This window comes from Thalassospira indica (assembly GCF_003403095.1).
Lineage (GTDB): Bacteria > Pseudomonadota > Alphaproteobacteria > Rhodospirillales > Thalassospiraceae > Thalassospira > Thalassospira indica.
The window spans coordinates 735,823-749,376 of sequence record NZ_CP031555.1 but is presented as its reverse complement, the minus strand read 5'-3'; the positions used below and the strand labels follow the sequence as shown (position 1 = coordinate 749,376).

At 55.7% G+C, this 13,554-nt stretch carries 12 protein-coding genes and 1 riboswitch; of the genes, 7 read left to right on the top strand and 5 right to left on the bottom strand.

Annotated features, from left to right (window positions below):
- The first annotated feature begins 4 nt into the window (after nucleotides 1-4).
- Entirely contained in the window at nucleotides 5-1,210 is a 1,206-nt protein-coding gene (locus DY252_RS03690; RefSeq protein WP_064788255.1) for an HD domain-containing phosphohydrolase, read from the top strand.
- Nucleotides 1,207-2,628 carry a two-component system sensor histidine kinase NtrB gene (locus DY252_RS03685; RefSeq protein ID WP_064787577.1) on the top strand — a complete coding sequence of 474 codons (1,422 nt, stop codon included), beginning with the start codon at nucleotides 1,207-1,209 and terminating at the stop codon, nucleotides 2,626-2,628. The genes DY252_RS03690 and DY252_RS03685 overlap by 4 nt, the downstream gene beginning before the upstream one ends.
- Here DY252_RS03685 and DY252_RS03680 read toward each other — a convergent pair.
- The 3 genes from DY252_RS03680 to DY252_RS03670 form a co-directional block, all read right to left on the bottom strand.
- A complete protein-coding gene (locus DY252_RS03680; protein WP_064787578.1) occupies nucleotides 2,625-2,945 on the bottom strand; it encodes a YnfA family protein in 321 nt (106 codons plus the stop codon). The two genes, DY252_RS03685 and DY252_RS03680, sit on opposite strands and share 4 nt — an antisense overlap.
- Nucleotides 2,946-2,961: 16 nt before the next feature.
- Nucleotides 2,962-3,972, bottom strand: a complete 1,011-nt coding sequence (locus tag DY252_RS03675; RefSeq protein ID WP_064787579.1) for an asparaginase — start codon at nucleotides 3,970-3,972, stop codon at nucleotides 2,962-2,964.
- Between the two features lie 111 nt (nucleotides 3,973-4,083).
- On the bottom strand, nucleotides 4,084-4,563 hold the full coding sequence (locus tag DY252_RS03670; protein WP_064787580.1) for an Lrp/AsnC family transcriptional regulator: 480 nt from the start codon (nucleotides 4,561-4,563) through the stop codon (nucleotides 4,084-4,086).
- Between the two features lie 140 nt (nucleotides 4,564-4,703).
- Between DY252_RS03670 and phhA the strand changes: the two genes are divergently transcribed.
- Entirely contained in the window at nucleotides 4,704-5,603 is a 900-nt protein-coding gene (gene phhA / locus DY252_RS03665; RefSeq protein WP_064787582.1) for a phenylalanine 4-monooxygenase, read from the top strand.
- 58 nt (nucleotides 5,604-5,661) lie between these two features.
- On the opposite strand, the gene DY252_RS03660 is transcribed toward phhA, so the two are convergent.
- Nucleotides 5,662-6,084 (bottom strand): response regulator, encoded by a 423-nt coding sequence (locus DY252_RS03660; RefSeq protein ID WP_064787584.1) that lies wholly within the window; start codon nucleotides 6,082-6,084, stop codon nucleotides 5,662-5,664.
- Between the two features lie 312 nt (nucleotides 6,085-6,396).
- A riboswitch (cobalamin riboswitch) is annotated at nucleotides 6,397-6,548 on the top strand.
- Nucleotides 6,549-6,671: 123 nt separating this feature from the next.
- On the opposite strand from DY252_RS03660, the gene DY252_RS03655 reads away from it, so the two are divergent.
- The 3 genes from DY252_RS03655 (at nucleotide 6,672) to meaB (ending at nucleotide 12,000) form a co-directional block, all read left to right on the top strand.
- On the top strand, nucleotides 6,672-8,720 hold the full coding sequence (locus DY252_RS03655; protein WP_064787586.1) for a methylmalonyl-CoA mutase family protein: 2,049 nt from the start codon (nucleotides 6,672-6,674) through the stop codon (nucleotides 8,718-8,720).
- Between the two features lie 2 nt (nucleotides 8,721-8,722).
- On the top strand, nucleotides 8,723-10,876 hold the full coding sequence (scpA, locus tag DY252_RS03650; protein ID WP_064787588.1) for a methylmalonyl-CoA mutase: 2,154 nt from the start codon (nucleotides 8,723-8,725) through the stop codon (nucleotides 10,874-10,876).
- A 68-nt stretch (nucleotides 10,877-10,944) separates the two neighbouring features.
- Nucleotides 10,945-12,000, top strand: a complete 1,056-nt coding sequence (gene meaB, locus DY252_RS03645; protein WP_064787590.1) for a methylmalonyl Co-A mutase-associated GTPase MeaB — start codon at nucleotides 10,945-10,947, stop codon at nucleotides 11,998-12,000.
- Nucleotides 12,001-12,061: 61 nt separating this feature from the next.
- On the opposite strand, the gene DY252_RS22100 is transcribed toward meaB, so the two are convergent.
- The gene (locus DY252_RS22100) at nucleotides 12,062-12,214 is read right to left on the bottom strand and encodes a hypothetical protein (protein ID WP_156518936.1); all 153 of its coding nucleotides are present in this window, start codon (nucleotides 12,212-12,214) and stop codon (nucleotides 12,062-12,064) included.
- A gap of 334 nt (nucleotides 12,215-12,548) precedes the next feature.
- Here DY252_RS22100 and DY252_RS03640 point away from each other — a divergent pair, with 334 nt between their 5' ends.
- The gene (locus tag DY252_RS03640) at nucleotides 12,549-13,547 is read left to right on the top strand and encodes a tRNA dihydrouridine synthase (protein ID WP_064787592.1); all 999 of its coding nucleotides are present in this window, start codon (nucleotides 12,549-12,551) and stop codon (nucleotides 13,545-13,547) included.
- The last annotated feature ends 7 nt before the right edge of the window (nucleotides 13,548-13,554 follow it).

The following is a 13,554-nucleotide window of genomic DNA, read 5'->3' as shown; positions in this document are numbered from 1 at the left end:
GATGATGACACAGAATCCCCCTGTACTCTTCGTTGATGATGATGAAAACCTGTTGATGGGCCTTAAGCGCAAGCTGCGCGGCAAGTTCGATTTCGACACGGCTGTCGGCCCGCTTCAGGCGCTTGAGAAAATCAAGGCAGGCAACAAATATTCGGTTTGTGTTGCCGACATGCGCATGCCCGACATGGACGGTGTGAAGCTACTGGCCGAGGTTGCCAGACTCAGCCCCGATACAGTCAACATGATGCTAACCGGCAATGCCGACCAGCATACCGCCGTCGAAGCAATCAACCGAGGGCATATTTTCCGCTTTTTCAACAAGCCGTGCGAGGACGAGGACCTGATTGCCGGTGTTAAGGCGGGCTTGCGCCAATATCAGTTGATCACCGCGGAAAAGGCGCTGATCGAACAGACCCTGGCGGGCAGTGTAAAGGTCCTGACCGAGGTGCTGGCACAACTTAACCCGGCGATTTTTGGCAAGGCGATGCGCGCCAAGCTTTGGTGCGACACCATTGCCAAACAGATCGGCTACCCGCATCCGTGGGAGTTGGGGTTGGCCGCGTTGCTGGCGCCAATTGGTTATGTCTCCCTGCCGCCGGAAATCCTTGCCCGCCTTGGCGAGGACAAGCCGCTTCAACCGCTTGAACGTGACGTGGTCCGTCGCACACCCGAGGTGGCACGCAAACTGATTTCCAATATCCCGCGTCTGGAACAAGTTGCCGGTATTGTCTATCTGCAAAACCGCAATTTCGACGGATCGGGCTTCCCGGCCGAAGGCCCGCTTGGCACGGAAATTCCGTTGGGCGCGCGGGTCCTTCGGATTTTCAACGACCTTGGCAAAATTGTCGAAAGTGATCTTGTCGTCAAACAGCACTTTGACGAGTTGCGCCACCAGCCAAAGCGCTACGACCCGGAGCTGCTCGACAAGATCGAGGCCCTGTTGGCCAAAGAAGATCCGTCCTATGACAAGGTCGCCTACCCCAAAGGGACCGAGCATGACATCTATCTGAAGGCTCTGCGCATGGGTGATTTCCTGCTCACAGATATCGAAACCCGCGAGGGGCAAGTGCTTTTGGCACACGGCAACTACGTATCCGAGATACAGCTTCAGCGGTTGCGCGTATTTCAGGAACTTCATCAGTTCCATGAACCGATCCGTGTGAGACGCGGCGGACAGGACCCAGAAATCACGATACGCGAGGGCTCATGACCGAAGACCAGGACAGCACTGATGCACCGAAAATCCTGAGCGGCACCGCCGATGTCGCGTCCGGCTCGGATTTGCTTGATGCTGCGATGGAAATTGATGCGCCCGAAGATGTGCGTGCGCGTTTCCTCGCACTACTGACCGAGCAGAAACGGCGCAAGAAGGAAACCACCCAGCGGCTCAAGACCATTCTTGATAGCGTTGTCGAGGGGATCCTGATCATTGATGCCACTGGCATGATCCAGGATTTCAACAAATCAGCCGCCGAAATCCTGCGCGCAACCGGCGATGAGTTGCTGGGCACTTCGGTCGATATCATGTTCATTGATCGCAAGGCAACCGTGCGCCACAAGCTTTTGAACCGCTGCATCAATATCAGCAGTGGTGTGCTGAAATATGACTATACCGAAACCATGGCGCAGCGCCTTGATGGCGACAGCTTTCCGATGGAAATCATCGTAAGTCCGGCCAATTTCGCCTCCGAGATGAGCTATCTTTACATTTTCCGCGACATCACCCGACGCAAGAACGCGGAAGTCGCGCAAAAGAAGCTTGAAGAAGACTTGCGCGAGGCCCTTAAGCTTGAGGCGATTGGCCATCTGGCGGGCGGCATTGCCCATGAAATCAATACGCCCAGCCAGTATATCCGCGACAACCTGAAGTTCCTGAATGACAGTTACGGGGCGCTTTCGCGCATGCTTGGTCTGGCCTTGCAGACCTTGTGGAAAAACCGTGCAAATTTGCCGCCCAATACGTTTGAGGATTTCGCCCGACAAATGCGCGATTCCGATCTTGAATTTCTGCTTGAGGAAATCCCGCACGCCACCCAACAGTCCCTTGATGGCATCAATCAGGTGGCGCGCATTGTCCTGTCGATGAAGGAATTCTCCCATCCCGGCGGGACGGAAAAAACCACCACCGACATCAACCGGGTCCTGTCGAACGTGATTGTGATTTCACGCAATGAGTGGAAACACAATGCCGACATCACCGAGGAACTTGATCCGGAAATCCCGCATATTCCGTGCCACATCAACGAGGTCAATCAGGTCTTCCTCAACCTGATTGTCAACGCAGCACAGGCCATTCAGGCGGCCGGGCGCAAACCCGAAGAAGGTCACATCACTGTCAAGACCACGTCGCTTGATGACAGCATCCTGATTTCGATTTCCGACAACGGAACCGGTATTGCCAAGGAAAACCGGTCAAAGGTGTTCAACCCGTTCTTTACCACCAAGGAAGTTGGCAAGGGCACGGGACAGGGACTTTCGATCACCCATGACATCGTCACGGTGCGCCATGGCGGACGCATCTGGTTTGAAACCGAAATGGGAAAGGGAACGACATTCCGCGTACTTCTGCCCGCCGAAGACCGCACTGGCAAAAAGCCCGATGAAAAATCCGAGAAAGCCAAGACCTAACGCGGGGCAAACAGGATGATCCCGGCACCCAAAAGGCAAACCAGCAATCCGGTTACATCCCAGCGGTCGGGGGTGGTGCGTTCAACCACCCACATCCAGAAGATCGATGCCGTAATGTAAACACCGCCATAGGCCGCATAGGCCCGCCCGGCAAAGTCGGCCTCAACCCAGGTCAGAAGCCAGGCAAAGACAATCAGGGATGCGACACCCGGCACGACCCAAAAGATCGATTTTCCGGACCGAAGCCAAGCCCAGAAGGCAAAACACCCGGCAATTTCGGCAATGGCTGCAAAGATATAGGCCGCAATGCTTTGCATCTGTTCCCCGTTTTGATCAGAAGGCCGGGCGCAAGTCCCCGGCATATTTGCCCGCCCAGTTGGTCAGAACCGGGGTCAGGTATTTCTTCAAGACCTCGGCCTTGGCGTCATCAATCACGCCATGTTTGCGCAGGATCGCGCCCATCGCAACCTCTGCCCCGCGCTGGGTGCCATCATCGATTTTAAGCGCCACACCAAGTCCCTGTTTGGGGAAGGCTGCGCAATAGACCCCCTCTGCGCCGACCTTGACCAATGCATCTTCACCGCATTCTTCCATGATCCCGGTGCAAAAACGCCCGGTTCCGGCAACCATGAAGGGGGCATTTGCACAGCCCTTGCGGATGCGCTTGATCGCATCAATACGTTTGGCATCAAGCCCCGCCGGGTCGGCCATGCGCGCCATGGCAAGGCCCAGATCACGCAACCGCATGCCGATCACCGGAATACCGCATCCATCGATACCGCGCGGGGTCGAAGACAGATAGCAATCACCCATTTCTTCCAACACCTTGATCAGGCGCTGCTGAACCGGATGGGACTCTTCGATATAGCCAGCCGGGTCTTCGCCCAACTGCTGTGCGGTCGACAGGAACCCTGAATGCTTGCCAGAGCAATTGTTGTGCGCCTTGGTCAGGCTGACATGATCAGACGCCTGTTTAATCGCGGCATTCAGGCTGAGTGAATAATGCGGGGCGCATTCCAGCGTATCGACCGAAAGACCGATCTTCTCCAACCATGCCTTGACGGTTTGGGCGTGTTCTTCCTCGCCATTATGCGATGAGCAGGCAAGAGCGATGTGTTTGTCCTCAAGCCCGAAGGCCTCGACCGCACCGCTTTCAACAAACGGAATGGCCAGAAGCGGCTTGATCGCAGATCGCGGATACATCAGCGCATCAATATCGCCCCCTTGATCAACCACTGTCCCGTCAGACGTCATCACGACGTAACGGCCGCGATGGAAACTTTCGACCATATCGCCGCGTGTGGCTTCGACAAGGATCGGGTTGGCAGCGATTGACTGAGGCATTTTAAAGCTCCGGCTTTGGTGGGTTGATCAGTCTATGCCTGAAACACCGGTGGAAAATCAAGTATGGCAAATCTTGCAACTGCGAATGTGCCCGCCATCTGAGGGCTGCCTTTAAACACCTTTCGGCAATGGTATGGCCGTCAGGTTCTTGTATTCCTTCAAAACCAGACTTGATTGCACATCGCGCACATTGGACATTGAAAGCAACTGATGGGTGACAAAATCGCCAAAGCTTTCGATATCGCGCGCCACGGACACCAGCAGAAAATCCTGCCGCCCCGTCATCGCCCAGCAAGACAGGATTTCCGGCAGATCATTCATCGCGCGGGCGAAATCCTCCGCCCCCTGTTCGGTATGGCTTTGCAAGCGGACCTGAATGGTTGCCAGCACACCGAAACCAAGCTTCTTGCGATCAAGGAGTGCGACCTGACGTTTGATGACCCCGGAGGCTTCGAGTTGTTTGACCCGACGCAAACAGGGCGATGGTGACATGCCGACCATTTCCGCCAGTTGAACATTGCTGATCGCGGCGTCCTTTTGCAGGGCCTGCAGTATCCGGATATCGGTCGCGCTTAGCGTCACGTCAGTCATTTTAAACCCCAAATCAAACCAAAAAGGTCACAATATACACATCATAACCGATTTGGACGCCTTATTGGCCAGAAAATGACATTAGAGTTGATGTAAAATGATCCTTGTAAATCGGCAATAGAACCCGAAAGAGGACGGCCATGAATCAGGGAAACGATCTGCGTGGCGATTACAGCCACATCAATGACGACTACACCATCGATCAGGACTGGAGCACATATACCGAAGCCGAGCACGAGCTATGGCGCAAACTTTATGACCGCCAGTCGCGCATTTTGCCCGGATATGCTGCCGAGGATTACATTCGCAATCTGATGAAACTTGATGCGGCGGATCAGATTCCGCATTTCGGCCGGGTCAGCGAGAAGCTTCATGCGGCGACCGGTTGGCATCTTGTGGCTGTTCCGGGCCTGGTGCCTGATGATGTGTTTTTTGACCATCTTGCCAATCGTCGGTTCCCGGTCACCGTGTGGCTGCGCAAGCCCGAGGAAATGGATTATCTGGTCGAACCCGACATCTTCCATGACTTTTTTGGTCATGTGCCGATGCTCTATGACCCGACCTTTGCCGATTATCTGGCGGCCTATGGCGCCAAGGGCCCAGAGGCAATTGCTAAGGGCGGCCTGAAACAGCTGGCGCGGATGTATTGGTATATGGTCGAGTTTGGCCTGATCATGACCCCGCATGGTTTGCGCGCCTATGGGGCGGGCATGTTGTCATCGCAAACCGAAACCATCTATTCGGTCACCGATCCCACGCCAAACCGGGTGGCGTTCGAGCTTGAACGGGTCATGGGCACGGATTATGCGATTGATGATTTCCAGAAAACCTATTTCGTGCTGGAAAGTTACGATCAGTTGTTTGACGCGATGAATGTGCCACTGGCGCCGATCTATGATCGGCTTGCCAAGAAGCCTGCGATTGATCCAGCAACCACCTTGTCGACAGATCGGCTTTATCATGTGCACGGGGCCGCAGACAGCATCATTTCTCTGGGCGAGGAGCCCCACAGGCCCCACAGACAACAACGCCCTGCATAAGGCAGGGCGTGGTGATCCGTTCAGGATTGATCAAGGCAGGGCTGGTCTCCCAGCACCGCTAGCAGGCACTGATGGAATGACCCAGCACCCGATTGAGTTGCTCAAGCACCACTTTCGGGCTGGCGTCCTTGCTGATGAAATCGGCCGCCCCAAGCGCATCGGCTTGTGCGCGGGTGTCGGCGTCATAATGGGCCGAGAAGAAGAAAACCGGCACATTCTGGCTGTTGGGATAGCGGCGGCGAATTTCGCAGAACGCTTCAAAGCCGCTCATACCCGGCATTTCAATATCAAGGATGATGGCACGGGGATAAAGCCCGTCCAGCTGATCAATCAGATCATCGGCACAATCAAAACCGGCCACGTCATATCCTGCCCGACGCAACACTGTTTCAAGGGCTGCCTTGGCGCTGGGACTGTCGTCGGCGAACGCAACCAGTCCATCAGGACAGAATTGCGACGGCAAAGCGCTGAGCGCGTTCATGGATGGTGATACTCCGAGTTTTGAGACAAGCCCAAATTGCCAGACGAAAATGTCAAATTGGTTAAACCCGCCAAATTTCTGCCACGCAATGTTCCGGCTTCACCCCGGCTTTGCACTTTTACCGCGAAAGTATAAGGCCGCAATGATCGCGGCCACGCATCGCACACACAGCAAGCAAGCCAACAAAACTCAATGTCTGCGAAGACATAACGTTACGGAAACCTGATCTATAAGGGGGCTTATTCGCCTAAATAGGTATTTCCATGCCTATTTACGGAATTAGGGACAGGTGCTATAAACCGCCATGTCGCGAATGTGACCGGAAAACATGGTCGGGAATCCGGTGCGGCCCTGCCTTACGGCGTTATGGCCAAGCCCGGAACTGCCCCCGCAACTGTAAGTGCAGAGCCATTTTTCAAGGCTTTTGCGCGAGTCAGGATACCGATGATGTTTTCTTGGTACGAAATGGGCCGGGCGGGGTGTACCGGGTACTGGGAATCCGTAGTAGAATAAAATTTGGAAGCGTTCCGTGCCCCGACCCATATGGAGTCGCAGACAGGCCGGAGCCAACCAAGCCGGGAGAAACCATGTCCGACCCGCTAAAGCTCGCATCAGAATTTCCATCCGCTGATTATGCAAGTTGGCGCAAGCTTGCCGAAGAGGCGCTTAAAGGCGCGCCGTTCGAAAAGAAACTTGTGACAAACACGCTTGATGGTTTTGCCGTTCAGCCGATCTATACCAGCGACGATCAGGATGATGCGACCCGGTTAATCCACGAAGTTCTGAATGCCACGGTCGAGCCGCGCGAAACTGTCACCGGTTGGGACATCCGCCAGCTGCACACCCATCCCGATCCCAAGGCCACCAACGCTGCGATCCTTGAAGACCTTGAAAATGGCGCGACCTCGGTCACGCTCAAGCTTGATGCCGCCGCACGGAACGGCCGGGAAATCAGTTCTGCCGAGGTTGGTGTTGATGGCATCGCCATTCATTGTCTGGCGGATCTCGATGCCGCCCTTGAAGACGTTTATACCAACCTTGCCACCATCGGGCTTGATGCCGGTGCGGCAGGTGTTCCGGCAGCTGTCCTGTTGGCTGCCCATATTGCAAATTCCGAGGGTGCCGACGAAGCAGCACCGGCCTTTAACATGGATCCGATTGGCACCTTGGCTGCGACCGGCAACCTGCCCTGCGGGGCACAGGATGCGGTTGATCACGCAGCCAATGTTGCGGTTGAGCTGATTGATCTGTTCCCGCTGGCGACCGCGATTTCGGTCAATGGGGCCCCTTACTATAATGCCGGTGCCACCGATGGTCAGGAACTCGCATGCCTTCTGGCAAGCGGGGTGACATATCTTCGCGCCCTGACCAATACCGGAATGGCGGTTGATCAGGCCGCTGGTGCAATGGTGTTTAACGTCGCCATCGGCACCGACTTCTTTGCCGGGATCGCCAAGCTGCGCGCCCTTCGCATGATGTGGAGCCGCATCCTTTCGGCATCGGGTGCCGAGGATGCGACAATCACCATCAATGCGGTGTCGGCCGAAATGGCGATGACCAAGGTTGATCCGTGGGTCAATATGCTGCGCACCACGGTAACCAGCTTTGCCGCCGGTCTTGGCGGGGCAGACAGTGTGACCTGCCTGCCCTATGACCATTTGATTGGCCTGCCTGATGGCTTTGCACGCCGCATTGCGCGCAACACCCAACTGATCCTGCAGGAAGAAAGCAACGTGCACCGGGTCATCGATCCGGCGGGCGGTTCGTGGTTCATTGAAAACCTGACCAAGGAACTGGCGAAAACGGCCTGGTCGAAATTCCAGTCGCTTGAAAAATCGGGCGGCATTCTGAGCGCGCTTGCCAATGGCAGCCTGAAAACCGAGATCGAAACCATCAGGAACGCACGTGAAAAACGCCTGTCGACGCGCCGTGATCCGCTGACCGGTGTTTCGGAATTCCCCAATATCACCGAAGCCAAGGTTGAATGCGAAACACCCGACCTTGAGGCAATCGTTGCTGATGCCAAGTGCCGCCAGACCAAGTTTGATGGCACGGTCGGTACAACACTTGCCTCCATGATTGAGGCCGCACGCAACGGGGCCACCATCGGCCATATGTTTACCGATCTTTATGGCACCAGTGCTTCGACCCGTATCGGTGCTTTGCCAGCCCATCGCCTTGCCGAAAGTTACGAGGCGCTTCGCAAGCGTTCCGATGCACACAAGGCCAAGACCGGCACCTTCCCGCAGGTCTTCCTGGCCAATCTTGGCAAGGTCGCCCAGCACACCGCACGCGCGAGTTTTGCGCGCAACTTCTTTGAAGCTGGCGGCGTTGAGGCGATCAGCAATAACGGCTTTGCCGATGCGGATGGCGTTGCCAACGCCTTTGCTGAGAGTGGGGCAAAAATCGCCGTTATCTGTGGCTCGGACAAACAATATGCCGAAATGGCGACAGACGTTGCCAAGGCCCTTAAATCCAAGGGTGCCAGCCTTGTTTATCTTGCTGGCAATCCCGGCGATGCCCGATCCGACTACGAGGCTTCTGGCATTGATGAATTTGTCTTTGTAGGTGCTGATGTGCTTGGCATTTGTGGTACCGCGCTTGATCATCTTCTTGGCGCACAGGGGGAGAAATAACCATGACCCGCATTCCTGATTTCTCTGACCTGCCACTGTTTGATGGTGCTTCTGCCGGGGCCAAAGACCCGTTTGACAGCACGCCTTGGACGACGCCTGAAGGGATCGATGTCAAATCATCCTATGGCCCCAAGGATCTGGATGGCATTGATCACCTGGGTACCATGCCGGGCATGCCGCCATTTTTGCGTGGCCCCTATCCGACCATGTATGTGCAGCGTCCCTGGACGATCCGCCAATATGCCGGGTTCTCGACCGCCGAAGAATCCAACGCGTTCTATCGCCGCAACCTGGCTGCTGGTCAAAAAGGCCTGTCGATTGCCTTCGATCTGGCCACCCACCGTGGCTATGACAGTGATCATCCACGTGTTGCCGGTGACGTTGGCATGGCCGGTGTGGCAATTGACAGCATCTATGACATGCGCACCCTTTTTGACGGCATCCCGCTTGATGAAATGTCGGTTTCCATGACCATGAACGGGGCCGTGTTGCCTGTCATGGCGCTTTATATTGCGGCGGCTGAAGAACAGGGTGTAAAGCACGAACAGCTTTCGGGCACCATTCAGAACGACATCCTCAAAGAATTCATGGTGCGCAACACCTATATCTATCCGCCGAAGCCCTCGATGCGGATCATTTCGGACATCTTTGCCTTTACCTCGCAAAACATGCCGAAATTCAACTCGATCTCGATTTCCGGCTATCACATGCAGGAAGCGGGGGCGACCGCCGATCTTGAGCTGGCCTATACGCTGGCCGATGGCATCGAATATGCCCGCGCTGGTCAGGCCGCCGGTCTTCCGATTGATAAATTCGCGCCGCGTCTGTCGTTCTTCTGGGCGATTGGCATGAACTTTTTCATGGAAATCGCCAAAATGCGCGCGGCCCGCATGATCTGGGCCAAGCTGATCAAACAGTTCGATCCGCAGAACCCGAAATCATTGTCTTTGCGCACACACAGCCAGACATCGGGCTGGTCGCTGACCGCACAAGACGTGTTTAACAACGTCATCCGGACTTGTGTTGAGGCGATGGCATCAACGCAAGGCCACACCCAGTCGCTGCATACCAATGCGCTGGATGAGGCATTGGCATTGCCGACCGATTTCTCGGCCCGGATTGCGCGTAATACGCAACTTTTCCTGCAACAGGAAAGCGGCACCACCAATGTCATCGATCCGTGGGGTGGTTCGTACTATGTCGAACGCCTGACACGCGATCTGGCCGAAAAGGCATGGGCCCATATCGCCGAGGTCGAAGAACAGGGCGGCATGGCCAAGGCGATTGAAGCCGGCATTCCGAAAATGCGCATCGAAGAAGCCGCTGCCCGCACACAGGCCCGGATCGATAGCGGCCGTCAAACCCTTGTTGGTGTGAACAAATACCGCGTCACCGATGATCGCCCGGTTGATGTGCTTCAGGTCGACAACGCCGAAGTCCGCCGTCAGCAGATCGCCAAGCTTGAACGTCTGCGGGCCGAGCGCGACAACGCTGCTGTTGAAAGTGCCCTGACTGCACTGACCAATGCGGCCGATGGTGGCAATGGCAACCTGCTTGAACTGGCCGTCGAAGCCGCGCGTGCCAAATGCACGGTTGGCGAGATTTCCGATGCGCTTGAAAAGGTCTATGGCCGTCATCAGGCCGTCATCCGATCCATCTCGGGTGTTTATAAAACCGAAGTCGGTGCGGATAATGAGGCGCTGGCCAAGGTCGATCGCCTGATCACAACGTTTGAAGAAAACGAAGGCCGCCGTCCGCGTATCCTGATCGCAAAGATGGGTCAGGATGGTCATGACCGTGGTCAGAAGGTGATCGCAACTGCCTTTGCCGATCTTGGCTTTGATGTTGATATTGGCCCGCTGTTCCAGACCCCGGAAGAAGCCGCCAAGCAGGCGGTCGAAAACGATGTTCATATCGTCGGTGCAAGTTCGCTTGCCGCCGGTCACCTGACCCTTGTGCCGCAGCTTCGCGCTGAACTGGACAAGCTGGGGCGTGATGACATCATGATTGTTGCCGGGGGTGTGATCCCGCCGCAGGACTTCGACAAACTGTTCGAAGCCGGGGCGGAAGCCATCTTCCCGCCCGGAACGGTCATTGCCGAAGCCGCCGGCGACCTGCTAGAAAAGCTTAATCAGTCTGGTGAGGAAGCGGCTTAACGGCCCCTTCCTGCCAAGGCTCAACGCTTTGCTGGCATGGATAATTTGCCAAATTCAAGGAACGCCTGGTGAAAGAAACACTGCGCACCATACCTGCAGGATCGGGCGGCACAGTCAGCCCGCGCAAGGCTGTGCGCAGGCGTGTGCTTTCGACCGATGAAATCGTTGCGGGTGTTCTGGCAGGCGACCGCACCATTCTATCACGCGCCATCACCCTGGTCGAAAGCCGCAATCCCAAACATTTCGAACAGGCGCAGGCGGTTCTGGCCGAATTGATGCCCAAAACGGGCGGATCGCAGCGCATCGGCATTACCGGCGTGCCCGGTGTCGGCAAATCAACCTTTATCGAGGCGTTTGGCAAAAACCTGACCAAGGCAGGCAAAAAAGTCGCCGTGCTGGCGGTTGATCCGACCAGTGCCCGGTCGGGTGGTTCCATTCTGGGCGACAAGACCCGGATGAACGAACTGTCGATTGATCCCAATGCCTATATCCGCCCATCGCCTAGCAGCGGCTATCTGGGTGGGGTCAATCGCATGACGCGCGAGACCATCCTGCTGTGTGAGGCGGCCGGTTTTGATGTGGTTCTGGTCGAAACTGTCGGGGCCGGGCAAAGCGAAACCATGGTCGCGCAGATGACGGACTTTTTCCTTGTCCTCATGCTGCCCGGTGCGGGCGATGAGCTTCAGGGCATCAAGAAAGGCGTTCTGGAAATTGCCGATCTGATCGCGGTTAACAAGGCCGATGCAGACCCGGCAAAGGCGCGCGAGGCCAAACGTGAGTATTCCTCAGCTTTGCGGATTATGCAGCCAAGCAGCAAACATTGGCGGCCACAGTCGGTGATGGTCTCAAGTCTGATCAATGACGGGCTTGATAACATCTGGGATCTGATCAACCAGCATCGCACCGTTATGGAAAAGGAAGGCGAATTTGCCGCCAAGCGGGCCCGTCAGCAACATGACTGGATGTGGACGATGTTGCGCGACCGGTTGCTTGAAACCTTTACCGCCCGCGATGACGTCGCAAGCCGAATTAAGGCACTTGAATCTGAAGTCCTTTCAGGCACGACCAACCCGACTGCCGCAGTCGAGGACTTGCTGAGCCTGATCAAGACTGTCGCGAAATAGGCAAAACAAAAGGCCGCACGCGGAACGGTACGGCCTTTGACTTCTGAATGGTACGCTGAGCTTACTTGTTTTCAGCGGCTTTCAGCTTTTCCTTCAGGACTTTCAGCTTTTCGACCGCATCGTTGATTTCCTGATCAAGATGCTTGAGGCCTTCGCGCTTTTCGGTCGGCACGGATTCGAGCTCATCCAGGGCTTTTTCTACGATATACAGCATCCCACGATCCTCCTTATTTTGATATCGGCGACGTCATATTGGCAAGCTTGGTGCCTCTGACATTCACGTGGGTAATGATATAGCACCAAGCGATGCATAAATTCAAAGACATGGATCAAGATTAACCCGAAAGTATCAGCAAGCGGTCTGTTCAAGACGCTCCTTGAGCACCCGAAAGCCTTCAGAAGTGGCCTAGAGAACCTGATCTAGGCCGGAGAAATTTTCACGGCCTGCGAGCGCAACGGCAAGGCTGATCTGTGATTTTTCACCGACAGGTTTAGTCCATTTATGCTAAAAGCCGCCAACTGATTTTCTGAAACCGGAATTGATCGCGATGACGCATCTGGTGCTCGCACCAATGGAAGGACTTGTTGACTGGCGCGTTCGGCAATTGCTGAGCGCGACCGGCGGGTTTGACCTGTGCGTCACCGAGTTTATACGCGTATCGCAAAACCTGTTTCCCGCCCATGTGTTTCATCGCTATTGCCCGGAACTATTGAACGGTGGCAAGACCCTGTCGGGTGTGCCGGTTCTGGTTCAGTTGATGGGTCATGATCCCGAACTGATGGGCGAAAATGCCGTTGTCGCGGTTGAGCTTGGCGCGCCGGGAATTGATATCAATTTCGGCTGCCCGTCCAAGACGGTGAACAAACGCGAAGCCGGTGCATCGCTTTTGAAATGCCCGGAAAATCTATACGAAATCGTCTCGGCCGTGCGCCGTGCGGTGCCAGGTCACATCCCGGTCAGTGCCAAGGTCCGCCTTGGTTATTCCGACAAGGAGATGTTCCTTGATATCGCGCGTGCGGTTGAGGCCGGCGGCGCGCAGCACCTGACCGTGCATGCGCGTACCAAGATGGAAGGCTACAAACCGCCAGCGCATTGGGAATATCTTGCGCGCATTCGCGAAGCCATCTCAATCGGCATGACCGGTAATGGCGAGATTTGGGATGTCGCGGATTATCAGAAATGCCGCGATATATCGGGCTGCGACAGCTTTATGATCGGCCGGGGCGCCATTGCCGCCCCGGACCTTGCCAACCGGATCAAGGCATTTGAAGGCGGATCACACCTGCCCAAGGAAAGCTGGGCCGATGTTCTGTCCATGTTGCTGGCCTATTGCGATCTGATGGCGTCAGATGGTGCGTCGGAAAATCATCAGGCCGGGCGCATCAAGCAATGGATGGCCCTGATCCGCAAAAGCCACACCCAGGGTGAAGCCTGTTTTGACGAGATCAAACGCATCCGCGCGATTGATGAGCTGCGGGCCAAGCTGCGGCACGATATGGCCTTACCGGAAAATCAACGGACGAGTGACCTGATTGCTGCGGAGTAGCCGGTCA